Genomic DNA, 25589 nt, shown 5'->3' on the forward strand with positions numbered 1-25589 from the left:
GTAAGCAGGCCGGAGTCCATACCCCGGCCTGCTACCGAATGATCACCAGACGATCACCAGCCGAATCCGGCGGCGTACGTGACGCTCGCCAGCACGGCCTGCCCGGCGGTGTTCGGGTGGAAGTAGTCCCAGCCGGAGACCTGGGACAGCTGGAACGGGTAGTTGAACACCGCGTTGTCGTCGAAGTCGCAGTTCGTCCCGTACGCCGCGCACGCGTCGGCGAGCTGGGCGTTGAAGTCGACGACCCGCTGGCGTACGCGCGCCCGCCGGTCGACGTCGGCCTGCGCGGTCGAGGTCGGGTTGGCCAGCAGCGACTGGCAGATGCCGAACAGGTTCCAGGTGCTCACGGCGGAGCCGCTGACGTGGCCGACGTTCCAGAGCTGCCAGACGTTGGGGATGGAGATCACGGCGACCTTGGCGGTGGGCAGCCCGGCCTTGATCCGGTTGAGCGCCGAGTCGATCGACGTCCGGAACGCGGCCACCGAGGTCATCGACGACTCGCTGCCGGTGCAGGCGTCGTTCGCGCCGATCAGGATCGTGACGTACTGGACGCCCTGGCCGACCGCCGTGCCGGCCTGGCCGTACATGTCGGCGACCTTGGCCCCCGACTTCGCGTCGTTGTAGTTCTTCCCGGAGATCGCGGAGTTCTTGGCCAGGATCCGGGAGTACTGGCTGTTGACGGACGAATAGGTGCCGGTGCTCCAGGACCGCGCCGGGCAGTCGACGTACCAGCCGCAGGCGTTGAACCCACGGGTGATGGAGTCGCCCATGCTCGCGATCGAGTTGGGCGGCGGGCCGGGGTCGGCGGCGGCGGGCGAGGCGAGCAGGACGGCCGCGACGAGGCCGGCGAAAAGGGCGAGGGACTTGCGCGGTATGCGCATCGGGGGCCTGCCTTTCCTGTCGGGACGGGGGTTACCAGACAGTAACCTCGGTGTGTCCCCCATCACAAGAGTTACACCCATGAATTCATCAGCCGAAGCCGGCGGCGAAGCTCACCAGGCCGAGCACCGTACGCAGCACCGCCAGCGCCAGGTCGACGGACCAGCATGACTCTCCCCCATGGACACTGAACGGGCCTAAATGGACGCTGAACGTGATCAAGTCGTCACGCTAAGGGATCACTCCTGGGGTCACTGGCGGGACACGCCGTCGATCATGCGCTCGCGGAGTCGATCAGGGGGCTCGGGACACGACACGCCGGTCGATCACGACCGTACGTTCATGATCGCGCGGAAGGGTAGCGGGGCGACGCCGTCAGATCATGTGTTCGGGGGCGATCAGCTCGTCCATGTCGTAGACCTGGGCCAGCCGCGAGTGGTCGGCCCGGATCACGAACGCCTCGTCGAGCCCGACCGTCAGCAGGTTGACCCCCGACTCCACCGCGATCCACGACTCCTCGGCGGCGATCAGGTCCAACGCCAGCCGGGTCGCGGCCGGAGTCAGGCCGATCTCGTCACCCAGCCGCCGCAACGTGAGCCAGACCGTCTTGCCACCACCATCCGGGGCCTGTTCCTCGGCGAGCCGGCGCAAACCGATCCCGGCCAGGACGCCGCGTTCGAGCATCTGCGCGGCGGCTTCCTCGGCCGCCTCCTGCGGGGTGAGCGGCAGGATGTCGAGCGGGTTCGCCGCGAACTGAGTGACCAGCCAGGCTTCCCCGCCCGGACCGGTCAGCACGTCGAGCACGCCGAGGGCGACGAGGCAGTCCACGAGCTGGCGCAGCGTCAGCGGCACCGGGATGCCCGCCCGTGAGCAGCATTCGGTGAACGTCTCGATCCGCCGCGTACGCGCCTCGACCACCTGGTCGTAGTGGGAGCGGACCTCGTCCTCGGAGTGCCCGGGCGACTGCTCGAACCACTCCTCCACCGGGCCGGGGTCGCACCACACCGGCTCGTCCCAGGGCAGGCCGAGTTCGGCCCGGTCGTACCAGGACCGCGGAAATCGCGGCGGCCCGTCGTCGTCGGGGACGACCCGCAGGCTGGCGACGGCGCAGGGCAGCCAGCGCACCCAGGACGGGTGCATCGGAGCCAGCCTCCACAGTGGCTGCTCCTCCTCCGGTTCCCAGCCCACGACCGCTTCTCTCCCCAGGACCGTCCCTTGTCGTCAGTCGCGAAAGATACCGCAGATGTCTGACATCGCCGCCGAACCAGACCGCCGGCCCCGTTGATCATGGAGTTGGCACCCTCGCCACGCCGCCGACACCACAGTTAACTCCATGATCAACGCGGAAAAGGGTGGGGTGGGAGGGGTGGGAGGGGGGGGACAACCGGTTAAGTGGGGAGGGGCGGCGGGGAGGGCCGTATGGCTAGCGTGTTGACACTTAAACGGTTCAGTGCTGTGATCGCAGGCACGCCCATCCCTCACGATCACGGGAGCACTCCATGCACCGTCCCCTCCAGGTCCTCACCGGTGAGCCGCTGCTCGGCGTCAACTTCTGGTCCCGGGTCGGCGGACCCCGCATGTGGACCCGCTACGACCCGGCGGTCGTGGCCAAAGAGCTGCAGGTCCTCGCCGACCACGGGCTCACCGTCACCCGGAGCTTCTTCTTCTGGCCGGACGCCATGCCCACGCCGGACCGGCTCGACGAGGACGTCATGGCGCGCTTCGGCGACTTCCTGGACCAGCACTCGGCGTACGGGCTGAGCACGATCCCGACCCTGATCGTGGGCCACATGTCCGGGGAGAACTGGGACCCGGCCTGGCGCGGCGGTCGCGACCTCTACGGCGACGTGTGGCTCGTCGGCCGCCAGGCGTGGTTCGCCGAGCAGGTCGCCCGCCGGTTCGCCGGGCATCCGGCGGTCAGCGGCTGGCTGCTGTCCAACGAGATGCCGCTCTACGGCGGGCGGGGCACCGTCGAGACCGTGTCGACCTGGGCGCAGCTCCTTGTCGCCGGGCTACGTGCGGGCGGCGCGACACAGCCGGTCTCGATCGGCGACGGCGCCTGGACGATCGAGCAGAGCGGCGTCGAGAGCGGCTTCCGGCTGGCCGAGCTGGGTCCGTTGCAGGACTGGATCGGCCCGCACGTCTACCCGATGGGCGACGACCAGGTACGCCAGCACTGGCGGGCGGCGTACACGTGCGAACTGGCGCACGTGGCGGGCAAGCCGGTGGTGCTGGAGGAGTTCGGCGCTTCCAGCGACTTCGTCTCCGACGACAACGTCGGGCACTGGTACCGCCAGCTGCTGCACACGTCGCTGCTGGCCGGCTCGACCGGCTGGGTCGGCTGGAACAACACCGACTTCGACGACCTGTTCGACGAGGCGCCGTACTCGCATCACCCGTTCGAACTGCACTTCGGGGTCACCGACGTGCACGGGCAGCCCAAGGCGTCGCTGCGGGAGATGGCGGCGTTCCGGCAGATCCTCGACGCCGTCGACCTGCCGCGCTGCGTACGGGAGGACAGCCAGGTCGGGCTGGTGCTCACCTCGCACGCCGACACGGCGTACCAGTTCACCGACGAGCGGGAGCGGCGCGTCACGTTCGGCGCGGTCGAGCAGGCGTACCTGGGGCTGCGGTCGGCCGACCTGCCGCCCGCGCTGATCCGGCAGAGCTCGAAGGACGCGCCCGGTGGGATCGCCGACGGCTGCCGGCTCTACGTCCTGCCCAGCCTCAAGCAGCTCACCGCGCCCGGCTGGCGGCGGCTGGAGCAGCTGGCCGAGGCGGGCGCGACGGTCTTCGTGTCCTACTGCGACGGTGGTACCGACAACCAGCGCGGCCCCTGGTACGCCGGCGTCGACCGGATCTTCGGCGTCCGCCACGAACTGCGCTACGGCCTGGTCGACCGGGTCGAGGGCCCTTCCGTCCGGTTCACCGTCACCCAGGACTTCGGCGGGCTGCGGACCGGCGACGCGCTCGACTTCGTGGTGGGCGGCAACGAGCACGTGCGGGCGTACCTGCCGGTGCAGGCGGTCGACGCCGAGGTGCTCGCGGTGGATCCGTTCGGCCGGCCGGCTCTGCTGCGCCGGGCGGTCGGCGCCGGCGGAATCGTCTTCTGCGCGTACCCCTTGGAAGCCATGGCGGCCGCGACGCCGCACGTCAACCCGGACGCCACCGGCCGGCTCTATGCCGCGCTGGCCGAGCTGGCGGGCGTGCGGCCCGCGGTCCGCGTGGCCGATCCGCGCGTGTTCGTGGACGCCTTGCGCCACGCGGACGGCGACCGGTTCGTCTGGCTGATCAACGCGGCGGACGAGCCGGTCACGGTCGCGCCGGTCCGTGCCGACGGCGCCCCGGCCGGGCTGCGCGATCTCGCCGCCGGTCACGAGGTGGCCGAGGTCGAACTACAAGCTTTTGGGGTACGCGTTCTCCGAGACACGGCGCGGTGATGGCTGACGCGGCGTGAACCGGATGGGCTTAGTCCCCCGTGATGACACAGCGGTGCACCGCTCCGCCTAGTGGGCAGGACCTAGTCCTGCCCACTAGGCGGGGCGGTGCTGCCCCGGGGCACCAACCTGGGTGTCGCGTCCTGAGCGGTGGCCGAGGTGGTGCCGTCGACGATCTCCAGCAGGCGTTCCGCCGCGTGCGATCCGTAGGCCGCGATGTCCCGGCTGACCGCCGACAGCTGCGGGTGCACCAGCTGGCACAGCGGCGAGTCGTCCCAGGCGACGACGGACAGCTCGCGCGGGATGTCGACACCCATCTCGTGCGCCACCGCGACGCCGGCCACCGCCATCACGTCGTTGTCGTAGATCACCGCCGTCGGCATGGGCCGCCGCGACAGCAGCGCCCGGGTCATACGCGCGCCCTCCTCGCCGGTGTAGTCGGCGTACACGGTGGCGACCTCGGGCAGGCCGAGCCGTTCGGCGGTGGCCGCGACCCCGCGATCGCGCAGCGCGGTGTGGTAGAGCCCCGGCAGCCCGGCGACCCGGGCGATGCGCCGATGGCCGAGCGCCGCCAGGTACTCCACGACCTCGGTGACGGCGCCGGTGTCGTCGCTCCAGATGCCGGGCAGCGTGCCCAGTCCCTCCGGCCCGCCGATCACCACGCACGGCATCCCGAGCCCTTCCAGCAGCGGCACCCGCGGGTCGTCGCGACGCAGGTCGACCAGGATGACGCCGTCGACCCGGCGCTGCGCCCACCACTGCCGGTACGCCGCCATCTCCTTCTCCTGGTCGTCGGTGACCTGGAGCAGCAGCCCGACGTCGCGAGCCGACAGGGTCGCCTCGATGCCGGAGATGAGCTGCATGAAGAAGGACTCGATGCCGAGCGTCCGGGCCGGCCGGTCGACGATCAGCCCGAGTACGCCGGTCCGCCCGTCGGACAGCGCACGCGCCGCGCTGCTGGGATGCCAGCCCAGGTCCCGGGCGATGGTGAGGATCCGTTGTCGGGTCGCGTCGGACACGCCGGGCTTGCCGTTCAGCGCATAGGAGACCGCGCCTTTGGAGACGCCGGCCGCCTTGGCGATGTCGCCGATGGTCTTCCGGGGTGCGCCGACTCGGGCCGGGCTGGAGCTGCCGCTGTGCATCGCTCCATCTTGCGGCCAAGAACCGGTTAAGGCAAACAGGCTTACGATAAGCGGTCAATGCCTATCTGTCATGAGCTATTGACACTTAAGCGGTTCAGTGCTGTGATCGCAGACACCTGACGGTCATCTCCGCGAAACATCCGCCGATCTCTGGGAGCGCTTCCCAGACCCCTCACTGGAGACGCCATGAGTCTGAGCAGAAGGCAGTTCCTCGGCACCACCGCCGGCGCCGGCATCGCGGCCTTCCTCGCCGCGTGCGCGGAGGAGTCGGCCAAGCCCCCGGCCGAGCGCATCCTCAACGTGTTCGCCGGCGCCTCGGGCCAGTTCACCGAGAACTACAACCAGTTCGCGCCGACCCCGCTGAACGGCACCCGCGGCCTCATCTACGAGCCGCTCTTCTTCTTCAACCAGGCCAAGGCCGACGACGTCCAGCCGCTGCTGGCCACCAAGTACGAGTTCGGCGACGGCGGCAAGACGCTGACCTTCACCCTGCGCGAAGGCGTGCAGTGGAACGACGGCAAGCCGTTCACCGCCGAGGACGTGGCCTTCAACTTCCTCTACCGCAAGAACAACCCGGCGCTGAACGCCAACGGCACCAACATCGTCGACGCCACCGTGGTCGACGCCAAGACCGTGAAGATCACCTTCAAGGACGCGGTCTACACCGAGCTGTGGAACATCGCCGGCCGCACCTACATGGTTCCCAAGCACATCTGGGAGCCGATCGCCGACCCGACCAAGGAGGTCAACGCGAACCCCGTCGGGACCGGCCCGTTCGTCAAGGACTCCTTCGCCGCGCAGAGCTACGTGCTCAAGAAGAACCCGAAGTACTGGGACAGCGGCAAGCCGAAGATCGCCGGGCTGCGCTTCTGGTCCTTCACCGGCAACGACGCGGCCACCACCGCGCTGGCCTCCGGGCAGCTCGACTGGGCCGGCATCTTCATCCCGGACATCCAGAGCCAGTTCATCAGCAAGGACTCCGCGCACAACAAGTTCAAGAACGAGTCCTTCCTCTACGTCACCAACCTGATCCCCAACCTGACCAAGCCGCTGTTCGCCGACCCGGCCGTCCGGCAGGCGATCAACGTGGCGCTGGACCGCCAGAAGATCATCAAGCTGGCCTTCGCCGACCTCGGGGCGATCCCCAGCCCGTTGCAGCTGGTGGTGCCGACCTTCGCCGGCTACGTCTCGCCCAAGCACGCCGAGGCCAAGGTCGAGTACAACCCCGACAAGGCAAAGCAGCTGCTGGAGGGCGCCGGTTGGGCCAAGGGCGCCGACGGAATCTACGCCAAGAACGGCAAGAAGCTCTCCTTCACCTGCAGCCTGGTGACCGGCTGGACCGACTACGAGGCCACCATGCAGGTGGTGCAGCAGCTGCTCAAGGAGGTCGGCATCGAGTTCAAGCCGAACGCCTTGTCCTACAACGCCTTCATCGCGGCGTTGCAGAGCGGCGACTTCGACATGGCGATCTACAACGCGTGGGGCGGGCCGAGCCCGTACTTCATGTACTACAACATCTGCAGCACCAAGAGCATCCCGCCGGCGAACCAGAACAACGCCCGCTGGAAGAACGCGAAGGTGGACGCGGCCCTGGCCGCCATCGCCGCCACCCCGCCGGACCAGACCGACGCGATCAAGCAGCAGATCTACGCGATCCAGGACGAGATCGTGGCCGACACCCCGTACATCCCGATCCAGCAGTCCAGTTCGCTGGCCGAGTTCCGCACCCTGCACGCCACCGGCTGGCCGTCGGAGGAGAACCCGTACGCGCTCGCGCTGCCGTTCTCCGAGCCCGACTGCGGCATCGTCGCGAAGAACCTGAACCCCGCGTAGCCCCGTGCGGCCCGACCCCGGCGACGGCCGGGGCCGGGCCGCGTCGCGCGTCGAGAAAGGAGGCATGGATGCGATTCGTCCTGCGCAAACTGGGGTTCTACGCGATCGCGGCCTGGGCGGCGGTCACCCTCAACTTCTTCATCCCCCGCCTGATCAAGGGCAACCCGGTCGACCTGTTCCTGTCCCGGGTGCAGGCCACCTCACCGCCGCCGCCGGAGTACCGGCGCGCGCTGGAGCTCCAGTTCGGGGTGACCGACGACCCGCTGTGGGTGCAGTACTTCGGCTACCTGAAGAACCTCGCGCACGGCAACTTCGGCCTGTCGATCGCCAACTATCCGGTGCCGGTGAGCACGGTCATCGCGCAGTCGCTGCCGTGGACGCTGGTCCTCGTCGGCGTCAGCCTGACCATCACCGTCGCGCTGGGCGTCGGCCTCGGCGCGCTGGCCGGCTGGAAGCGCGGCACCTGGATCGACGGCCTGATCCCGTCGACCACCTTCCTCGCCGCCATCCCGTACTTCTGGCTGGCGCTCATCCTGCTCTTCCTGCTCGGCTCCACGCTCGGCTGGTTCCCGCTGAACTTCGGCTACGACGTCGCCACCTTCGCCGGACCGGAGGCGAGCGGGGCCTTCCTGAGCAGCGCGATCTATCACGGGACGCTGCCCGCGTTGACCATCGTGCTGTCCGGCGTCGCGGGCTGGATGCTCGGCATGCGCAACATGATGGTCTCCACGATGGCCGAGGACTACGTCGTCATGGCCGAGGCCAAGGGCCTGTCGCCGCGCCGGGTGATGCTCTCCTACGCCGCCCGCAACGCCGTCCTGCCGAGCGTCGCCGGGTTCGCCATCTCGCTCGGCTTCGTGGTCAGCGGCCAGATCGCCACCGAGATTGTCTTCAACTACCCCGGCATCGGCTTCGCCCTCATCCAGGCGGTCAACAGCGCCGACTACCCGCTGATGCAGGGCATCTTCCTGATCATCTCGCTGGCCGTGCTCGGGGCGAACCTGCTGGTCGACCTGCTCTACGGCGTCATCGACCCGCGTACGCGACAGGAGGCCCGCGCGTGACCGCCGTGCTCGCCACTCCCACCGCGCCGGTGACCGACGTTCCGCGTACGCGTCGCCGCCCGTCCGGCAAACTGCTGGCGGGACTGGGCATCGCCGGAGCGTTCGTGCTGCTGTCCGTCCTCGGTCCCCTGCTCACCGGTGACCCCGACGGACTGAGCTACGACCAGCTCCAAGCGCCGTCGGGCGCGCACTGGCTCGGCACCACCAACACCGGTCAGGACGTGCTCGCCCAGCTGATGTCGGCCACCCGCGGCTCGCTGACGATCGGCGTACTGGTCGGGGTGTTCGCCACCGCCTTCTCGTTGATCGTCGGCGTCGTCGGCGGCTACCTGGGCGGCTGGCTCGACGAGTCGTTCTCCCTGCTCAGCAACGTCTTCCTGGTGCTGCCCGGGCTGCCGCTGGTCATCCTGATCACCGACTACACCGAGACCAAGGGTCTGCTGATGATCGCGGCGATCATCAGCGTCACCGCCTGGGCCGGACCGGCTCGCGTCCTGCGGGCGCAGACGCTGTCGCTGCGCAACCGGGACTACGTCGACGCCGCCCGGGTCGCCGGGGAGCCCGGCTGGCGCATCGTCGCCTTCGAGATCCTGCCCAACCTCGCCCCCATCGTGGCCGCCCAGTTCGTCTTCGCGGTGCTCGGCGGCGTACTCGTCGAGGTCGGGCTCGCCTTCCTCGGCCTGGCCGGCGGGGCCTCCGGCTCCTGGGGCGGGATGCTCTACTACGCGCTCTCCGCCTCGGCGCTGCCCCGGGGCGCCTGGTGGTGGTTCGTGCCGCCCGGCCTGTTCTGCGCGCTGCTCGGCACCGGGCTGTCGCTGATCAACTTCGCCATCGACGAGCGGGTCAACCCGCGGCTGCGCAAGGAGGCCTCGTGATCGGAACGATCAGCGGCAGGCACAGTCGGCCCTTCATCGGGGCGCCGGCCGCCGTTTGGCCGGTGAACAGATGAGCGACGTCGTGCTCAGCGTCAAGGATCTGACCGTCGACTATGGACGGCATAATCCGGTCCGGGCGGTCCGCCAGGTCAGCTTCGACCTCGCCCGCGGCGAAGTGCTCGGCATCGCCGGGGAGAGCGGCTGCGGCAAGTCCACCTTGGCGTACGCGATCACCCGGCTGTTGCGTCCGCCCGCCCGGCTGACCGGCGGCTCGATCACCTTCACCGGACCCGGTGAAGACCCCGTCGACGTCCTGGGGCTGGCGGGTGACGCCTTGCGCGCCTTCCGCTGGCGGCGCATCGCGATGGTGTTCCAGTCGGCGATGAACTCGCTGAACCCCGTGATGACGGTACGCAAACAGGTAGCCGACGTCTTCGCCACCCATGAACCCGACCTGCCCCGCAAGGCGGTCGAGGAGCGCTGCGAAGAACTCCTCGACCTCGTCGGCATCGACCGGGCACGGCTTTCGGCGTACCCGCATGAACTTTCGGGCGGGATGCGGCAGCGCGTGACCATCGCGATGGCACTGGCCCTGCGACCGGATGTGATCGTCATGGACGAGCCCACGACGGCGCTGGACGTGGTCGTGCAGCGCGACATCCTGGACGAGATCGATCGCCTGCGCGAGCTGTTCGGCTTCGCGGTCGTCTTCATCACCCACGATCTGTCGCTGTTGCTGGAGATCAGCGACCGGCTGGCCGTCATGTACGCGGGCCGGTTCGTGGAGACCGGGACGTCGCGGGAGATCCTCGACAATCCGCACCACCCTTACACCCAGGGCCTGCTGCGGTCGTTCCCGAGCCTGCGCGGCGATCGCGAAGCGCTGCGCGGCATCCCCGGTACGCCGCCCGACCTGGCCCGGCTCACGGGCGGCTGCCCGTTCGCCCCACGCTGCCCGCACGCCTTCGAGCCCTGTTCCACCGAGCCGGCGCTGCTGGACGGTGTGGCGTGCCACTTCGTAGAGGAGAGGGTGACGGCGTGACCAGCCTGGAAGTCCAGAACCTGAGCAAGGTCTTCACCGTGCGCGATCATGGCAAGCGCACTCGGCTGACGGCCGTGGACGACGTCTCCTTCGCCTTGCGGTCCGGCGAGACCGTCGCGCTCGTCGGGGAGAGCGGCAGCGGCAAGTCGACCATCGCACGGATGCTGGCCCGGCTCACCCGGCCGACCTCCGGCCGCGTCCTGCTCGACGGGCGACCGCCGGGGCCGAAACGCGCCTATCGCGGGCAGGTCCAGATGGTGTTCCAGGACCCGTTCGCCTCCCTGAACCCGGCCCACTCCATCGGCTACCACCTGCGCCGGCCGTTGCTCCTGCATGGGCGTGCCCAACGCGGCACCGCCGCCGAGGGCGCGGTCGACCTGCTACGCCGCGTCAACCTGACCCCACCGGACCAGGTCGCCCACCGGTACCCACACGAGCTGTCGGGCGGCCAGCGGCAGCGAGTCGCCATCGCCCGCGCGCTCGCCCCCGGGCCGCGCATCCTGCTCGCCGACGAGCCGGTCTCGATGCTCGACGTGTCGATCCGGCTGGAGATCCTGCACCTGATCGACGAGCTGAAACGTGAGGAGGACCTGGCCGTCCTCTACGTCACGCACGACCTCGCCACTGCCCGCTACTTCGCGACGTCGATCATGGTCATGTACCGGGGTCAGATCGTCGAGAGCGGCCCGAGCGACGACGTCATCCTGCGCCCCGCCCACCCCTACACCCAGCTGCTCGCGGCGGCCGCGCCCGACCCGTCGACCGTGCGACCCGCCCGGGAATCCCTGGTCGTACGCGGCGGGAAACCGCCCGCGACCGGCTGCCTGTTTCGCAACCGGTGCCCGCACGCCATGCCGCAGTGCGCGGAATCGGTGCCGACCTTCGGCGTCGCCGGGTCGGAGTCGCACTCCGCTCGGTGCTGGCTCCTCGCCCCCTGACACGGCTTCCTCGCCCCCGCGGCGGGCGCGCTTTCCGGGCGGGCGGGTTTCCGGCTCCCGGGCGGGCGGGTTCCGGGTTTCCAGCGGATCAGGGTTATGCCTGCGATCTTGGGCCAAGATTCCAGGCATAACCCTGATCTGGCGCCGATCGCGGCGGGTATTACGGAGGGCGGCTGGCCCTATTTGTGGCGGAAGTGCACGAAGATGCGGCCGAAGTTCTTGGAGTCCTTCTCCACCCGGTGGTAGAGCGCCTTGATCTCCTTCTGGTCGAGGAAGCGCAGGACCTTCTTCTTGAGCTGGCCCGAACCCTTCCCCGGGATGATCTCCACCAGGGTGGCCTTCTTCGCGATCGCCTCGCGCACGATGCCGTTGAGCGCGCGATCGATTTCGCCGCCCTTGTTAAAGATGTCGTGCAGGTCCAATACGAGCTTCATCGTCCGCCAGCTTAGTCCGTCCCGCCTGTGGACGACGGGCTGGTGAATCTTGCGCCGACGCGGCAGCATGTACGCGTGCCGCAGCCGACCCACCTCCCCGACGTCTGGGCGCAGGCCCGTGCCCTGCGCGACCGAGGCGACCTCGCTTCGGCCCGCATGCTGCTCGAAGACAGCCTCGACAGCGCGACCTTCCAGTACGGCGAGGACCATCCGGACATTCTCGCCACGGCTCTGCTGCTGGCGACGCTGCATCGGCGGGCCGGCGACCCGTCCACGGCGCGGCGCGTACTGGAGGAGGCGCTGCAGGCCGGTCTGCTGCGGCTCGACGAGTCCGAGCCGGTGCTGCTGCGGATCAGTTTCGAACTGGCGAACGTCGCCGACGCGCTCGGCAACAAGCACGAGGCGCGCAAGCACTACGCGCGGGTGGCGACGCACGGCGGAGGCGTCGAAGGGCTCGAGGACCAGGTACGCGAGGCGATCGCCTGGCTCGGCCCGCAGAGCCCGCCGGCTCCGGCGCAGCCCGTGCCCGGCCAGCCCGGCATGGGCCAGCCCGGCATGGGCCAGCCCGGCATGGGCCAGCCCGGCATGGGCCAGCCCGGCATGGGCCAGCCCGGCATGGGCCAGCCTGGCATGGGCCAGCCTGGTGGTGGACAGCCCGGTGGTGGACAGCCCGGTGGTGGGCAGCCGGTGCCGGGGCAGCCGTACAGCCCGGCGCCCGGTGTGCTGGCCGTGCCGCCGCCGGTCCATCCGGGCCAGGTCGGTCAGCCCGCCCACCCTGGACAGGCGGGTCAGCCCGCCTACCCGGGTCCGGCCGTGCACCCCGGCCAGCCGGGCCAGCCCGTCCACCCTGGACAGTCCGGACAGCCCGTCCACCCTGGACAGTCCGGACAGCCCGGCCAGGCAGGACAGTCGGGGCAGTCGGGGCAGCCGGGGCAGCCGGTTCACGCCGGGCAGCCGGGGTTGCCGCAACGCGCGCCGCAGGACGGCCCGATGATGGCCGATCAGGTGCCGAGCGCCGCGTTGGCGGAGCGGACCGACATGCTGCCCGTACCGGTGCAGCACGCTCCCCTGCCGTCCCTGAGCGGCCCCGTACGCTACGCGCAGAACCCGGTCGACGAGTCCGCCGACCTCGAGCCGATCGCGCCGCCGCCGATCCCGGTGGCCCAGCCGTCGCAGGTCTTCACCGCCGCTCCGTCGGTCATCGTGGAGAAGCGCGGCCGGGGCGCGATGGCGGCGGCGGTCGCGGCCGCACTGGTCGCCGTGGTGGCCGCGGGCGTCGTCGTGGTCCTGATGCTCAGCCGGGGCACTACGCCGTCCGGCACCGGGCCGCAGACCACCGAGTCGCAGCAGTCGACGGGTGCGCCGCGCGGTGCGGCCACCAACCTGACGATCAGCGACCGGGGCGATTCCATCACGTTGCGCTGGACCGATCCGGCGGGCGGTTCGGCCGGGTTCGCCGTGAAGATGGGCGCCAGCCGCGACGCGATGAAGCTCGTGACCGGCAACCTCGGGGCGAAGCCCACGTTCACGATCACTGGACTCAATGCCAAGTTCTCCTATTGTTTCAGCGTCGTGACGATTTACTCGGGTGCGGAGATCTATGAATCGACGCCCGTATGCACGACGCGAGGCAGCGCGAAGCCCAGCTGAGCATCGCTTTCGCCGCGCCGGGTGAGTACTCGGTCAGTCCGGACGACATTGTCCACAGACGGACAACCGCGCCTTTTCGATGTCGGCGCGGGGACCTATGATGACGTCCGGCTTCAGGGAGGAACGCCATACGAGCGTGCCGGCTGAGCCGGCTCGCGAAGGGGGAGGGCGAACCATGGTGGATCTGTCACCCGGCGCCATCGGACGCCGTGCCCGCACCAAGGGTGGCATCGTCACGATCGCGACGGTGCTGGCCCTGGTCGCGGGGGTGGCGTTGACGTGGTTCGGGCTGGGGGCGAAAGACCACGCCGCGGCGAACTACGACTCCAGCTCCTGGCTGTGGAGTTCGCTCAAGGGCGAGATGGCCCGGGTCAACGGCGTCACCGGACGGGTCGACACCCGGATGGGCGTGCCGAACTCGGCCGGTCACACCTTGCAGGTCAGCCAGACCGACCGCTTCCTCGTGCTGCGTGACGTCAACACCGGCAAGCTCGACGCCTTCGACCTCGCCACCCTGCAGTCGTCCGGCACGGCTGGCAGCACGTCCGGTCTCGGGGTGACGGTGGCGCTCAACGGCGATGCCGCGTTCCTCATCGACCCGGCGCAGGGCGTGGTCCGCCAGATCGATCCGCGGACGCTGGCCGGGGTCGGCGAGCCCATCCACTTCCCGCCGGGCATCACCGGCGGCACCTTCGACGGCAAGGGCCGGCTCTGGATCGCCATCCCCGAGGAGGGGACGATCGCCGCGATCGAGCCGACCGGACCGGCGCCCACGGCCGGCGGCACCGGCGGCGGCGCCTCGCCGACGACCGTGAAGACCGTGACCGTGGCCGACCGCAGCCACGACCTCGTCGTCTCCACTCTGGACAGCGGCGTGGCGGTGCTCGACCGCACCAACGGCAAACTGACCACCGTCATCGACGAGCAGCAGCGCCAGGTCGGCCTCGACCTGCAGGGCACCGGCGCGCTGCCGACCCGGACCAACGGGCCCGACGTGCCCGTCACCGTGGTCGACGGCAAGCACGTCTTCGTCGTCGCCGGGGAGAAGGTCACCGACTTCACCGTGCCGGGGGCCGGCGCGAAGCTCAAGCCCGCGGTCGCCTGGTCGGGCCGGTTCTACGTCGCCGACGAGACCAACGGCGCGATCTACGTCCTCGACCGCGACGGCAAGCTGCTGGACACCATCGCCTTCAAGGAGGCCAACGGGCCGATCGACCTGGAGGTCCGGGAGAACCGGCTGTTCATCAACGCGCCCAACGCCGCGTCGGCGCGGGTGGTCGACGACAACGGCGACGTGAAGGTCGTCGACAAGTTCGTCAACGACGTCCTCGGCGGCGAGCCGCCGAAACTGCCGCCGCCTCCGCCGCCCACCCCGCCGGTCGGCAAGCCGGGCGCGGTCAAGAACCTCAAGGCGGTCGCGGGCAACACGCAGGCCCGGGTCACCTGGGGCCGGGCGTCGGAGAACGGCTCGCCGATCCTCAAGTACGTCGTGGAGGGCAACGGCCAGACCTTCCAGGTGGGCGCGGACCAACGCTCGCTGGTGATCACCGGGCTGGTCAACGGCCAGAAGTACAGCTTCACGGTGTGGGCGGTCAACGCCAAGGGCACCGGGCCCAAGCGGACGAGCAACACGGTCACGCCGAGCTTCGAGGTCCCCGACCCGCCGCTGACCGTCAAGGCGGTCGAGAAGCCGGACGGCACCGTCGCGGTCACCTGGGACAAGGCCAACGGCCAGGGGCACAACGTCGCCCGCTACGAGGTGACCGCGGTGTCCAACGGCGTCAACGCGCCGATCGGCACCTCCACCACGAACGCCCTGACCGTCAAGGCCGGTGACCTCGAATACGGCACCCAGTACACGTTCAGCGTGATCACCGTCAACGACATCGGCGTCGCCTCGAAGGCGTCGGTCGTCAGCAACACGGTGGTTCCGTTCGCCAAGCCGGCCGCGGTGAAGAGCCTGTCCGCCACGACCGTCACCAGCGCCAAGGGCACCATCAAGGTGAGCTGGACGCCGGGCTCGGACAACGGCCGCCCGATCACCGAATACCAGGTGACCGTCAACGGCACGACGAAGTCCACGACCGGGCTCAGCCTCACCTGGAACGGGCTCGCCGACGGCGCGACCGTCCAGGTCTCCGTGGTGGCGGTCAACGAGGCCGGGAGCGGCCCGGCCGCGAAGGACACGGCCAAGACGCTGGCCGCGCCGGTGCGCAGCGCCGAGAGCGCCAGCACCACGTACTCGGCGGTGGCGGTCGCCGCGACCTTCACCGGTGACGCCGTCACCTGCAAGCTGACGATCGCCGGGCAGTCGTCGGTCACCGACACCTCCTGCGCCAACGGCAGCAAGCTCAGCGTCGGCGTGAACCGGGCGGACAAGGCGTACTCGTGGACGCTGGTGGTCAGCAACGCGGCCGGCTCCTACACCGCCTCCGGCACCGCCCGGACGACCAAGCTGTCCGCCACCTCGCAGTGCAACGGCTGTTCCGAGGGCGTCTACGAGTACAAGGACAACGGCGACGGCTACCTCGAGCAGACCAACGGCTGCTGTGCCAACGGCGTCTACCATCGGGACGGTCAGTCGATCAACCCGATCTGCCGGGGCTCGGGCGTGAGCATCAACGCCGCCGGAGAGAACAACAACCGGCGCAGCACCGGTTGGGTCATGGTCAACGACCCGTACTACATCCCGCTCGCGTACACCGACATCTCCGACGGAGAGTTCGGCAACCTACCAGCCTGTTGACCTAGCCCCGACCACGACGACACACGAGGGATGACGTGAACCAGCCCCAGCCGCCGCTGACCCCCGCGCAGGTCACCGCGTTCGCCGACCTGGCCGCCCGGCTCACCGGAGCCGTCGGAACGGTCGTCCTCGGCAAGCCCGAGGTGGTGCGGCTGGGGCTGATCTGCCTGTTCGCGCAGGGGCACGTCCTGCTGGAGGACGTGCCCGGCGTGGGCAAGACGACGCTGGCCCGCGCCATGGCCAGCGCCGTCCAGGGGCAGTGGCGGCGCGTGCAGTTCACGCCGGACCTGCTGCCCTCCGACGTCACCGGCGTCACGATCTTCAACCAGGCGTCGCGTGGATTCGAGTTCCACCCGGGCCCGATCTTCGCCAACATCGTGATCGCCGACGAGATCAACCGCGCCTCGCCGAAGACGCAGTCCGCGCTGCTGGAGGTGATGGAGGAGCGCACGGTCACCGTCGACGGCGTACGCCACGCGGTGCCGCGCCCGTTCCTCGTGGTCGCCACGCAGAACCCGGTCGAGATGGACGGCACCTACCGGCTGCCGGAGGCGCAGCTCGACCGGTTCCTCATGAAGCTGTCCGTCGGCTATCCGAGCGAACTGGTCGAGATCGAGGTTCTGCGCGGGGCCAACATCCGCTCGCCCGAGGCCATCGAGCCGGTCTGCTCCACCGACACGGTCGCCGAGGCGATCCGGCTGGCCCAGCGCGTGCACACCGCCGACCCGCTCTACGCGTACGCGGTGCGCCTGGCCGCCGCGACCCGCGACCACAAGCACGTCCGGGTCGGGGTCAGCCCCCGTGGCGTGATCGCGTTGACGCGAGCGGCGGCGGCGTACGCCTTGACCGAGGGCCGTGGCTTCGTCCTGCCGGAGGACTTCAAGGCTCTGGTGGAGCCGGTGTTCGCGCACCGCATCCTGCTCACCCCGGACGCGCAGCTGCGTGGGGTGACCGCCGCTGAGGTTTTGCAGGACGCGATCGAGTCGGTGCCGGTGCCGTTGCCCGGTCAGGCTGACTCGCGGTCCCGATGAGGTTCGCGGCTCGCCTGCCGATCACGCCGCGTGGCCTCGGCCTGGGCGTCGGCGGGGTGCTGCTGGCGCTGGCCGGGATCCGATTCGGCTATCCCGAGCTGGTGGTGGTCGGCGCGACCGCGCTCGTCGCGATCGGCTGCGCGCTCACCTACGGCGTCTGGCGGCCTCGGCTGGAGGTGGACCGGTCGGTCGACCCCGACCGGGTCGGCCGCGGCGAGGGCAGCCATGTCGTCCTGACGGTCCGCAATTCCAGCCGGCTGCTCGCGGCGAGCCTGGTCGCCGAGGATTCCTGCGGTCGCCTGGGTGTGGATGGGCAGACGGTCCACGACAAGGTCGCGGTCGCCGTGCCGGTGCTGCGGCTGCGCGCCGGCGCGACCATGGACGTCGGCTATCCGGTGCCGACCGGGCGGCGGGGCGTGATCCAGGTCGGCCCGCTGCGGGTGACCCGGCGCGACCCGCTGGGTCTGCTGTCGCTGGGCCGCGACCACGGCGGTTCCGCCTCGATCTGGGTGCATCCGCGCATCCATCCGCTGCAGGCGGTCCCGGCCGGTGTCAGCCGCAGCATGGACGGCCGCATCGACCGGGTTCCCCACGGCAGCATCACGTTCGACACGTTGCGCGAATACGTGATGGGCGACGAGTTGCGGCACGTGCATTGGCGGACCAGCGCCAAGGTCGGCGAACTGATGGTGCGCGAGCACCTCGACACCAGCCTGCCCCGGATCGTCGTGCTGTTGGACGACCGGGCCGAATCATGGACTGCGCCGGCCGAGCCCGACGGCGAGATCGCCGCCTTCGAGGGGGCCTGCGAGGCGGCCGCGTCGGTCATCGCGGCCGCGGTCCGCGAGGACCTGCCCATCGTGTTGCACACCGTCGGCGGGCGGGCCGTCGCCGGTCACCGGGGCAGCGCTCAACCGCAGCTCGACGCCCTCGCGGAGGTCGCACCATCGGCTACCGCCGATGAGCCAGACACTGTGGACAGTCGGCTCGCCAACGCGGCCAATCGGCTGCGCCAGCATCGGCCCGGTGACACGCTCGTCTACCTCACGGGCATCGGCGGAGTGGCGGATCTCGGGCTGGTCGGAGCATTGCGCGGCACCTTCGCCACCGTGGTAACTGGGATCCTCGGCCCGATCGGACCCGACGAGCCACACCCAGGTGGCGCGGGGATGCTGTTCCTACGCGCCGAGGACGGCGCCGAGTTCGCCGCCGAGTGGGAGGGGGTCGGCCGATGGTGAGGCTGGTCCGCGCGCTCGGCGTACCGGTGGTGCTGGCGGCGATGATCGTCCTGGCCGGGTGGACGCTCGGCGGCATCTACGACGGTCCGCTGCTGTTCCAGCTCGTCGCCGGGGCGGGCGTGGCCAGTGTGCTGCTCGCCGTGGCGGTGCGGCGGCTGCCGTCCTACACCGACGCTCCCCTGTCGGTGCTCGGGCTGCTGGCGTACCTGGCGCTGGCGGTGTGGCTGTCGGCGAAGCAGGCCGAGGTCCCCGGCAGCCTGCCCGAGGTCGCCGCCGACGCCGTGGCCAACGGCGTACCCCGGCTGCTGACCGCGCTCGTGCCGATCGAACCGCAGCCCGACACCGTGGTCATCCCCGTCATCGCCGCCTGGCTGGCCGGGCTCACCTCAGCCGAACTCGCCGGGCGGGCCCGGCGCACGCTGCTAAGCCTGCTCCCGCCGACGCTGCTCTACGGCGGCGCGTTGTTCCTCGTCGGGCCGCATCGCGGCGGGCTGAGCACCGGCCTGATCTTCGGCGGGCTGGCCATCGCCGCCCTGGCGCTCACCGGCACCAGCGCCGCGCGGGCCGCCGCGCCCGATCCGGTGCGGACCGACCGCATCGACTCCGTCACCCGGCGCGCGTTGCAGGTCCGGGCCGCAGTCGCCGCGTTGGCCGGAGTCACCGTGATCGTCGCCGTCGCCGCCCTGCTAGGACCGGGGCTGGCCGGGGTGGTCGACAAGGCGCCGGTCGACCCCCGGGCGTACGTGACGCCACCGCAACTCGACGCGCTCGACCAGAACCCGCTGATCCGGCTCTCCGGTTGGGCGGTGAACCCGACCGAGCACCTGCTCGACACGAACCTCAGCGCCGACAGCGCCATCCGGCTCGCGGTGCTCCCCGACTACGACGGCGTGACCTGGCACGTCTCCGGCGAGTACCGGCCCGCCGCGCGTACGCTGCCGTCGCCGCCCGCCCCGCCGGCCGCGGCTGCCGGTGCGGAGCAGACCCTCGTCAAGGACGCCACGGTCACCCAGGAGATCACCGTGGTCGGCCTCGCCGGCAAGCTGCTGCCCGCGGTCGCCAGCGCGCGCCGCGTCGACGGCCTGCGGGTCAGCGTCGACGTCGAGAGCGGCACGCTCATGCTGCCCACCGGCCTCACGCCGGGCATGTCGTACGCCGTGACGTCGGTGCAGGCGCAGCCGGACGAGAACACGCTGCCCACCGCGGACGTGCCGACTGGACCGGAGGTCAGCCGCTACCTGACCGTCGGCAGCGGCACCCTGCCGGAGCGGATGCAGCAGCTCGTCCAGCGGCTGTCCGCCGACAACTCCGCGGCGTACTCCCGCGCGTCGGCGATCGAGCAGTTCCTGGCCAACCACTACCGCCTCGACGGCGGGGCGCCGAGCGGGCATGCCCTGCCCAACCTCGACTACTTCCTATTCGGCGACAAGACCGGCTACGGCGGCGGGAAGGGGACCGCCGAGCAGTTCGCCGCGGCGTACGCCGTCCTCGCCCGGATGATGGGCCTGCCCGCCCGGGTGGTCGTCGGGTTCCACGCGAAGAAGGGCGCCTCGAAGGTGCTCGCCTCCGACGCGTACGCCTGGCCGGAGGTCCTGTTCGCGGGCGTCGGCTGGGTGGCGTTCGATCCACTGCCCCGGCCGGGTCAGCAGCCTGAACCGCTGGAGGAGCAGTTCAAGCCGAAGCCGGAGCCGTCCACCGACCCGCCTTCGCAGGAGCCGCTGCCGACCGAGTCGGTCTCCGCCTCGGCCGCCGCCCCGTCCGGGTCGGGTGGCTCGGCTGCCGCCGCCGGCTCGGTGCTGCCGATGGTCGGAGCGGGCGCGGGTGGCCTGTTCGTCCTGGTGCTGGTCGGTCTGGTGCTGGCCCTGCTGATCGCCCGCCGGGCTCTGCGACGCCGGCGGCTCGACGAGGGCAGCCCGGCCGACCGGGTGGCCGGGGCCTGGCTCGAGGTCTCCGACGCGCTGCGCCTGGCCGGTCAGGGCAGTCCCCGGCATCTGACCGCGGCCGAGGTCGTGACCTTCGCCGGGGAGGCGGCGGCCCCACCGGGCCGCAAACACGTCCGGTTGCCGGCGCCCCGGCTCGACGACCTCGCCTGGCTGGTCAACGCGGCCGAGTTCAGCGCGGGCCGGCTGGCCGAGGACGACGCGCACCGGGCTCGGGCGAGCGCGACGGCGTACGTCGGCGAGCTTCGCTCCCGCCGCTCGTGGTGGCGGCGGCTCATCTGGTCCATTCATCCGGGGCCACTTCGGTGGCACCGGCGAGGATAAGGCAGACTCCTCTCATGCTCGGGTTCGCCGCGGGTACCCCGATAGCAGGCCGCTACCTCCTCGTGGAGCGTCTAGCGGCGTCGCCTGGTGCGCAGATCTGGTCGGCCTTCGACGACGTGCTGGGTCGCCCGGTCGCGGTCAAGTTCTTCCCGACCGCCGCCGGTGACGAGCACAGCCTCATCGCGCTGCGAGCCCGGGCTCGCGCGGCCGCCCGGGTCAGCCATCCGCACCTGGTCGGCGTCCTCGACGTGGGCGAGGCGTTCACCGTGGACGGCGCGCCCACGCCGTTCGTCGTGCTGAGCTTGATCGACGGCGAGCTGCTCGGCGACCGGTTGACCGCCGGGTCGCTGTCGGCGACCGAGGCGGCGCAGATCGGCGCGCACGTCGGTCAGGCGCTGACCGCGCTGCATCGGCGCGGCCTCACTCACGGCGAAGTGGACGCCGGCAACGTCATGCTCACCGGGACCGGTGCCGTGCTGCTGGGCGTGGTCGGTTCGGCCCAGCTCGGCTGGGACACCGAGGCGGCCAGCGAATACGACGACGTCCGCGCCCTCGGCCAGCTCGTGGAGTCGAGCGTCCGCGAAGTGCCCGCAGCGCTTGCCGCCGTCTGCGAAAGAGCCACCCGCGTCGGTCAGACCGCCGGCGACCTGGCCACGGCGTACGCCGCCCTGACCACGGCCGCCCCCGCGCCGGCCGTCCGCCCCCGGTACGCACCCAGCCGCCGCCGCGTGGGGCTGGCCGCCGTCGGCCTGGCCGGGGCTGTCGTCGCGGCCGGGGTCGGCGGAGTGACCGCCGGCGCCCTGCCGTCGCTGCTGCCCACCGGCGCCGAGCCGAGCGAGTGGACCGGGTCCACTCCCGGGTCGGCCCCGCGAAGCAGCGCGCACACGGTTCCGGGCAGTGAGTCCCCGCGCCCGGCCGGTTCCACGTCACCGGTGCCGCCCGGCAGCAGCACCACCCCTGGCCAGAGCGTCTCGCCGAGCCCGAGCGGGTCGCCGACGCCCGATCCCGCCGCGGTCAAGACTGCCCTGGGCGCGTTGCGCGACAGTGTCACCGCCGGCCGTTCGCTGGGCGAGATCACGGCAGATGTCGCGCAGCGGCTCGACGCCCAGATCGGCGACATGATCATCGACGTGCAGCTGGCCAAGAAGATCAAGGGCAAGCTGCAGGCTTTCCGCAACCGGGTGAGCCTCGCCGAGAAGAGCGGCGACATCACCCCGGTACGCACGACCGCGCTGCGGGCCGCCGTCGACGACGTCGAGAAGGTCAACGCCGCCGAGAAGGCCGACTGACCGGGCTCACCAGGTGGCGCCGAGCTCGTCGTGCAGTTGCGGGGTGAGCATGTCACCGGCCGCCTTGACCAGCCGGACCATCTCGAAGCCGATGACCCCGAGGTCGGCCGCCCGCACCGCGAGCACCACCAGGACGGCCGATTCGCTGACCGACATGATCAGCAGATAGCCCCGGTCCATCTCGACCACGGTCTGCGACACCGCGCAGGAGAGCGTGAGTTCCGCCGCGCCGCGCGCGATGCTGTGCAGTCCGGCCGTGATCGCCGCCAGTTCCAGCGCGCGGTCGTGCGCCAGCGACTGCGCGGCGACCAGCGGAAGCCCGTCGGCCGAGACCACGGCGGCGTGCGCCACGCCCGCGGTCCGGTCCACGAATCCGCTGATGAGCCAATGCAGCCGCTGGGCCGACGGGCTCAACGTGTCGACCACCATCAAGTGCTCCGATCGATCAGTTGTCGCGCAGGCCGTCGTAGAGCCGGGTGAGCACGCGCTCGGTCGCGGGGTCGGCCGCGATGGGCTGCTCCACGGGCTCCGGCTGTCCGGTCGACGGCGGCAGGCTCGCCATCGGCACCCGGGACGGCAGCAGAATGGTGTGTTCCTCGACCGGCTCGCCCGCGGGCAGGCGCATGGTCGTATCGACGTCGAACGGCTCGCCGGTGGTGAGCCGGACGGCGGCCGTCAGGTCGCGTTTGCGGGGTTCCAGGACGGCCTCCGGCAGATCGACGGTGGCGCGGATGCCCCCGGCCGCCTCCGCGAGGGTCACCCGCAGATCGTGCCGTGCGGCGAGGTGGCCGATGACGACCAGCCCCATGCGTTCGGTGACCGAGGCGTCCACCTCGGGCGGGTCGGCGAGCAACTCGTTCAGCTCGTCCCGGACCTCGGCGCGCATACCGATGCCCTGATCGGTGATGATCACCCGGGCGCCCCGCGTGGACCGCTCCCCCGTCACCCGGACGACGCTGGTCGGCGGCGAGTAGCCGACCGCGTTCTCCAGCAGTTCGGCGAGCAGATGGACCAGATCGGCCGCGACCACACCCGAGACCTGTACGCCGTCCTCGACCTCGGCCCGCACCCGCTGGTACTGCTCGTTCTCCGAGACCGCCGCGAGCACCAGCGCCGCCAGCGGCACCGGTTCCCGGCCACGCCGCCGGGCCGAACCGCCGGCGAGGACGAGCAGGTTCTCGTTCGTCCGCCGCATCCGGGCGGTCAGTCGCTCCAGCCGGAACAGCGCCGCCAGGCGCTCCGGGTCGCGTTCGTCGCGTTCGAGTTCCTCGACCACCTTGAGCTGTCGTTCCACCAGCGACTGACTGCGCCGCGCGAGGTTGACGACGATGTCGTTCACGTGCCCCCGGCTGACCGCCCCGCCGCTGTCCTCATCGGACGCGGGCGCGTCGGATCGCCTACTGCGCAACCTCCCCAACATGACCGCCGCCCCTCCGGTTGTCGTGTCTGCGCAACGGCGCCACCCGGCCGGCAGGCGCCCACCCCACGAGCGCCGCCCCAGGGCTCGCAGGATGCCGGTATGGTAACCCCCATCGGCCGAAAAGCCGACGATGAGCCAACCATCTGACATAAAACGACGGAAGATGTCGCGGTCACGATCATCTTTCTGCTAGCTTTCTGGCATGTTCGCGCGACAGAGCTGGTGGCCCGCCATTCCGGCGGCCTGAAGCTCGCGCATCCACGATGCGGCCGCCTCGGTGAGGCGGCCGTCGGTGTTTCCGGGGCAGACCGCCGGACCGGGCGGCCCACAGCCTGGGAGACCCGCATGACCGACCTGCCCGACCTGCCTGAGCTGCTCCACGGCGCCCGCCCGTACGCCCTGCTGCGCCGCGAAGGCGCCGACCACGTCGAAGTCCTCATCGGACAGATTCAGACCGCGCCGTCCACCGGCCTGATCCCCCTCGACCCCGGTACGCCCACCCTCGCCCTCCTCCCGCACCGGCAGATCGCCGAACGCGGTTTCGCCGCGCTGGACGACGGCGAGCCCCTGCTGTGCCTCGTGGCCGCCGAACGCGGGCGCGCCACCCTGCCGGACGTGCTGGCCGCGCTGCCCGACGACATCGGCGTCGTCGACGACCTCGGATTCGACATCGCCGACGACGAGTACGCCCAGATCGTCGGCCGCGTCCTCGACGAGGAGATCGGCCGCGGCGAGGGCTCCAACTTCGTCATCCACCGCACGCGTCAAGCGAGGGCAGCCGACGAACGGCGTACGGCGTTGGCGTGCCTGCGCCGGTTGCTGCGTACGGAGACGGGGGCGTACTGGACGTTCCTGGTGTTCACCGGAACCGAGTTCTTCGTCGGGGCCAGCCCCGAGCGGCACGTCTCCAGCGATGCCGGGATGGTCATGATGAATCCCATCTCCGGCACCTACCGCCATCCCGCCGCCGGACCCGACCGGGACGGCCTGCTCCGGTTCCTCGCCGACCCGAAGGAAGTCAACGAGCTGGCGATGGTGCTCGACGAGGAACTGAAGATGATGGCCGTCGTCGCCGACGGCGGCGGCCAGGTCGTCGGCCCGTACCTCAAGGAGATGGCGCACCTGGCCCACACCGAGTACCTGCTGGCCGGGCGCGGTTCGCTCGACATCCGCGAGGTGCTGCGCGAGACCATGTTCGCGCCGACCGTCACCGGCAGCCCCATCGAGAACGCCTGCCGCGTCATCGCCCGGCACGAGCAACGCGGCCGCGGCTACTACGGCGGTGTCGTCGCGCTCCTCGACCACGACGACACCGGCACGCCCCGGCTCGACTCCACGATCCTCATCCGGACCGCGCGGATCGGCGGCGGACTCGTGCGGGTTCCGGTGGGCGCCACCTTGGTACGCGATTCCACGCCGGACGGCGAAGTGGCCGAGACGCACGCCAAGGCGGCCGGCGTACTGGCCGCGCTGGGTCTCGTGCCCGCGAAGGCCACCCCGGCCGGGGCGCCGACCCGGTTCGCCGACGATCCCGCGGTCATCCGTACGCTGGCCGCCCGCAACGACCGGCTCTCGCCGTTCTGGCTCGCCGACCGGACCCAGGCGACGTTCGCGCGCCCGTTCGAGGGGCGCACCTGCGTCATCGTGGACGCCGAGGACACCTTCACCGGCATGCTCGCCCACATGCTCCGCTCGCTGGGGATGACGGTCACGCTTCAGGCGTACAAGTCGGTCGTGGAGAGCATCGACGCGGACCTGGTCGTGGCCGGGCCCGGACCGGGCGATCCCGCGGACCCGGCGCTGGCCAACGCGGCCGCGCTGCGCCGCGTGATCCGGCGGCGGCTCGCGGATCGCAAGCCGCTGCTCGCCGTGTGCCTGGGGCATCAGGTGCTGGCCCAGGAACTTGGGCTGACCCTGCATCGGCGCGAAGTGCCGGCGCAGGGCCTGCCGGTCGACGCCGACCTGTTCGGCACGGTACGCCGAGTCGGCTACTACTCGACGTTCACCGCCCTCGCCTCTGATGTGGACGGTGTCGAGCTGGCCGCCGGACAGGACGGATTCGTGCACGCGCTCCGCGCCCCCCGGTACGCCGGAGTCCAATTCCATCCGGAGTCGGTGCTGACCGAGGACGGGCCGGGCATTCTCACGTCGCTGATCGCCGATCTGCTGGCAGTGGAGCCGGTGCACTAGAAATCCACCGTCGTCAGCTGTGACCTACGCCGGCCCACCGTCCTCCCGGCCAACGCCGGATCGAGCGGGGGCCGGCGATACATCCACCTTGGAGGTCCGGCTGATTGCGTTGGGACA

General features: G+C 70.8%; 20 protein-coding genes. 13 read left to right on the forward strand and 7 right to left on the reverse strand.

The genetic code is table 11. The features are described 5' to 3' along the window. Positions 1-53 precede the first annotated feature (53 nt). From AB0M47_RS22325 to AB0M47_RS22335, 3 genes are all read right to left on the reverse strand, one after another. Complete coding sequence (locus AB0M47_RS22325) at positions 54-881, reverse strand: SGNH/GDSL hydrolase family protein (RefSeq protein WP_363416826.1); 828 nt, start codon at positions 879-881, stop codon at positions 54-56. A gap of 88 nt (positions 882-969) precedes the next feature. After that, the gene (locus tag AB0M47_RS22330; protein WP_363416829.1) at positions 970-1101 is read right to left on the reverse strand and encodes a hypothetical protein; all 132 of its coding nucleotides are present in this window, start codon (positions 1099-1101) and stop codon (positions 970-972) included. A gap of 153 nt (positions 1102-1254) precedes the next feature. Continuing rightward, on the reverse strand, positions 1255-2067 hold the full coding sequence (locus tag AB0M47_RS22335; protein ID WP_363416831.1) for a DUF6042 family protein: 813 nt from the start codon (positions 2065-2067) through the stop codon (positions 1255-1257). A 311-nt stretch (positions 2068-2378) separates the two neighbouring features. On the opposite strand from AB0M47_RS22335, the gene AB0M47_RS22340 reads away from it, so the two are divergent. Then, on the forward strand, positions 2379-4319 hold the full coding sequence (locus AB0M47_RS22340; protein WP_363416834.1) for a cellulase family glycosylhydrolase: 1941 nt from the start codon (positions 2379-2381) through the stop codon (positions 4317-4319). Positions 4320-4399: 80 nt separating this feature from the next. Here AB0M47_RS22340 and AB0M47_RS22345 read toward each other — a convergent pair whose 3' ends face one another. After that, positions 4400-5458, reverse strand: a complete 1059-nt coding sequence (locus tag AB0M47_RS22345; protein WP_363416837.1) for a LacI family DNA-binding transcriptional regulator — start codon at positions 5456-5458, stop codon at positions 4400-4402. 186 nt (positions 5459-5644) lie between these two features. On the opposite strand from AB0M47_RS22345, the gene AB0M47_RS22350 reads away from it, so the two are divergent. The 5 genes from AB0M47_RS22350 to AB0M47_RS22370 all read left to right on the forward strand — a co-directional run bounded on the left by AB0M47_RS22350 (position 5645) and on the right by AB0M47_RS22370 (position 11210). Continuing rightward, entirely contained in the window at positions 5645-7291 is a 1647-nt protein-coding gene (locus AB0M47_RS22350) for an ABC transporter substrate-binding protein (RefSeq protein ID WP_363416840.1), read from the forward strand. A 68-nt stretch (positions 7292-7359) separates the two neighbouring features. Beyond that, a complete protein-coding gene (locus tag AB0M47_RS22355) occupies positions 7360-8355 on the forward strand; it encodes an ABC transporter permease (protein ID WP_253761800.1) in 996 nt (331 codons plus the stop codon). After that, positions 8352-9230 carry an ABC transporter permease gene (locus tag AB0M47_RS22360; RefSeq protein ID WP_363416843.1) on the forward strand — a complete coding sequence of 293 codons (879 nt, stop codon included), beginning with the start codon at positions 8352-8354 and terminating at the stop codon, positions 9228-9230. Before AB0M47_RS22355 ends, AB0M47_RS22360 begins: the two co-directional genes overlap by 4 nt. Before the next feature lie 70 nt (positions 9231-9300). Beyond that, entirely contained in the window at positions 9301-10272 is a 972-nt protein-coding gene (locus tag AB0M47_RS22365; protein ID WP_363416846.1) for an ABC transporter ATP-binding protein, read from the forward strand. Next, on the forward strand, positions 10269-11210 hold the full coding sequence (locus AB0M47_RS22370; protein ID WP_363416849.1) for an ABC transporter ATP-binding protein: 942 nt from the start codon (positions 10269-10271) through the stop codon (positions 11208-11210). The genes AB0M47_RS22365 and AB0M47_RS22370 overlap by 4 nt, the downstream gene beginning before the upstream one ends. A 179-nt stretch (positions 11211-11389) precedes the next feature. Here AB0M47_RS22370 and AB0M47_RS22375 read toward each other — a convergent pair whose 3' ends face one another. After that, positions 11390-11644: a Smr/MutS family protein gene (locus tag AB0M47_RS22375; protein WP_253763911.1), complete on the reverse strand. Its 255-nt coding sequence runs from the start codon at positions 11642-11644 to the stop codon at positions 11390-11392. A 75-nt stretch (positions 11645-11719) separates the two neighbouring features. Between AB0M47_RS22375 and AB0M47_RS22380 the strand changes: the two genes are divergently transcribed. From AB0M47_RS22380 to AB0M47_RS22405, 6 genes are all read left to right on the forward strand, one after another. Continuing rightward, positions 11720-13294, forward strand: coding sequence for a tetratricopeptide repeat protein (locus AB0M47_RS22380; RefSeq protein ID WP_363416852.1), 1575 nt, complete (start codon positions 11720-11722; stop codon positions 13292-13294). Positions 13295-13469: 175 nt separating this feature from the next. After that, positions 13470-16040: a fibronectin type III domain-containing protein gene (locus AB0M47_RS22385; protein WP_363416855.1), complete on the forward strand. Its 2571-nt coding sequence runs from the start codon at positions 13470-13472 to the stop codon at positions 16038-16040. Between the two features lie 35 nt (positions 16041-16075). After that, positions 16076-17071 (forward strand): MoxR family ATPase, encoded by a 996-nt coding sequence (locus AB0M47_RS22390; RefSeq protein ID WP_363416858.1) that lies wholly within the window; start codon positions 16076-16078, stop codon positions 17069-17071. 14 nt (positions 17072-17085) lie between these two features. Beyond that, positions 17086-18309: a DUF58 domain-containing protein gene (locus AB0M47_RS22395; RefSeq protein ID WP_363416882.1), complete on the forward strand. Its 1224-nt coding sequence runs from the start codon at positions 17086-17088 to the stop codon at positions 18307-18309. Beyond that, positions 18303-20573 carry a transglutaminaseTgpA domain-containing protein gene (locus AB0M47_RS22400; RefSeq protein ID WP_363416861.1) on the forward strand — a complete coding sequence of 757 codons (2271 nt, stop codon included), beginning with the start codon at positions 18303-18305 and terminating at the stop codon, positions 20571-20573. The genes AB0M47_RS22395 and AB0M47_RS22400 overlap by 7 nt, the downstream gene beginning before the upstream one ends. Before the next feature lie 14 nt (positions 20574-20587). Beyond that, positions 20588-21862: a protein kinase gene (locus tag AB0M47_RS22405; protein WP_363416863.1), complete on the forward strand. Its 1275-nt coding sequence runs from the start codon at positions 20588-20590 to the stop codon at positions 21860-21862. A 6-nt stretch (positions 21863-21868) separates the two neighbouring features. Here the strand turns inward: AB0M47_RS22405 and AB0M47_RS22410 are convergent, their stop codons facing one another. Then, on the reverse strand, positions 21869-22276 hold the full coding sequence (locus tag AB0M47_RS22410) for a roadblock/LC7 domain-containing protein (protein ID WP_308197842.1): 408 nt from the start codon (positions 22274-22276) through the stop codon (positions 21869-21871). A 31-nt stretch (positions 22277-22307) separates the two neighbouring features. Continuing rightward, a complete protein-coding gene (locus AB0M47_RS22415; RefSeq protein WP_363416866.1) occupies positions 22308-23270 on the reverse strand; it encodes an ATP-binding protein in 963 nt (320 codons plus the stop codon). 357 nt (positions 23271-23627) lie between these two features. On the opposite strand from AB0M47_RS22415, the gene AB0M47_RS22420 reads away from it, so the two are divergent. Next, positions 23628-25472 (forward strand): chorismate-binding protein, encoded by a 1845-nt coding sequence (locus AB0M47_RS22420; protein ID WP_363416869.1) that lies wholly within the window; start codon positions 23628-23630, stop codon positions 25470-25472. Positions 25473-25589: the final 117 nt, after the last annotated feature.

This window comes from Hamadaea sp. NPDC051192 (assembly GCF_040682475.1).
Taxonomy (GTDB): Bacteria; Actinomycetota; Actinomycetes; order Mycobacteriales; family Micromonosporaceae; genus Hamadaea; species Hamadaea flava.

Bases quoted from the DNA above. Each gene is read 5' to 3' on its own strand.
- AB0M47_RS22350 (WP_363416840.1), top strand. From the start codon at position 5,645: ATGAGTCTGAGCAGAAGGCAGTTCCTCGGCACCACCGCCGGCGCCGGC.
- AB0M47_RS22365 (WP_363416846.1), top strand. From the start codon at position 9,301: ATGAGCGACGTCGTGCTCAGCGTCAAGGATCTGACCGTCGACTATGGA.
- AB0M47_RS22400 (WP_363416861.1), top strand. From the start codon at position 18,303: ATGGTGAGGCTGGTCCGCGCGCTCGGCGTACCGGTGGTGCTGGCGGCG.
- AB0M47_RS22375 (WP_253763911.1), bottom strand. From the start codon at position 11,644: ATGAAGCTCGTATTGGACCTGCACGACATCTTTAACAAGGGCGGCGAA.
- AB0M47_RS22385 (WP_363416855.1), top strand. From the start codon at position 13,470: ATGGTGGATCTGTCACCCGGCGCCATCGGACGCCGTGCCCGCACCAAG.
- AB0M47_RS22325 (WP_363416826.1), bottom strand. From the start codon at position 881: ATGCGCATACCGCGCAAGTCCCTCGCCCTTTTCGCCGGCCTCGTCGCG.
- AB0M47_RS22405 (WP_363416863.1), top strand. From the start codon at position 20,588: ATGCTCGGGTTCGCCGCGGGTACCCCGATAGCAGGCCGCTACCTCCTC.
- AB0M47_RS22345 (WP_363416837.1), bottom strand. From the start codon at position 5,458: ATGCACAGCGGCAGCTCCAGCCCGGCCCGAGTCGGCGCACCCCGGAAG.
- AB0M47_RS22340 (WP_363416834.1), top strand. From the start codon at position 2,379: ATGCACCGTCCCCTCCAGGTCCTCACCGGTGAGCCGCTGCTCGGCGTC.
- AB0M47_RS22420 (WP_363416869.1), top strand. From the start codon at position 23,628: ATGACCGACCTGCCCGACCTGCCTGAGCTGCTCCACGGCGCCCGCCCG.
- AB0M47_RS22355 (WP_253761800.1), top strand. From the start codon at position 7,360: ATGCGATTCGTCCTGCGCAAACTGGGGTTCTACGCGATCGCGGCCTGG.